The following is a 240-nucleotide window of genomic DNA, read 5'->3' as shown; positions in this document are numbered from 1 at the left end:
CTTCATGTCGGCGCAGAAATAGCCTTCGCGCTCAAACTGTAACCGTTCTTCAGGCTCGGCACTGGCCAGCGACGGCTCGGCACGGCAACCCTTGAGCACCACCAGCGACTCCGGATTGATGTTGTCGAGGAAGCTACCGCCCTCCTCGTCCTTTTCCGGATTGGCCGAACGAAACAGCCGATCGTACAAACGCACTTCGCACTCGACGCTCTCGGCTGCTGGCACCCAGTGGATCACGCC

Annotated in this window: 1 pseudogene; it reads right to left on the bottom strand. The window is 60.4% G+C overall.

Annotated features, from left to right (window positions below):
- Positions 1–240: pseudogene (locus AAEZ10_RS27705) on the bottom strand (glutamine--tRNA ligase); the annotation flags it as partial.

The organism is Pseudomonas sp. H26/SER47-MNA-CIBAN-0231, assembly GCF_040310465.1.
In the GTDB taxonomy this organism is placed as follows: Bacteria; Pseudomonadota; Gammaproteobacteria; order Pseudomonadales; family Pseudomonadaceae; genus Aquipseudomonas; species Aquipseudomonas atacamensis.
Note: the sequence above shows the minus strand (reverse complement) of the source record. Positions and strands in the feature narration are given on the sequence as shown.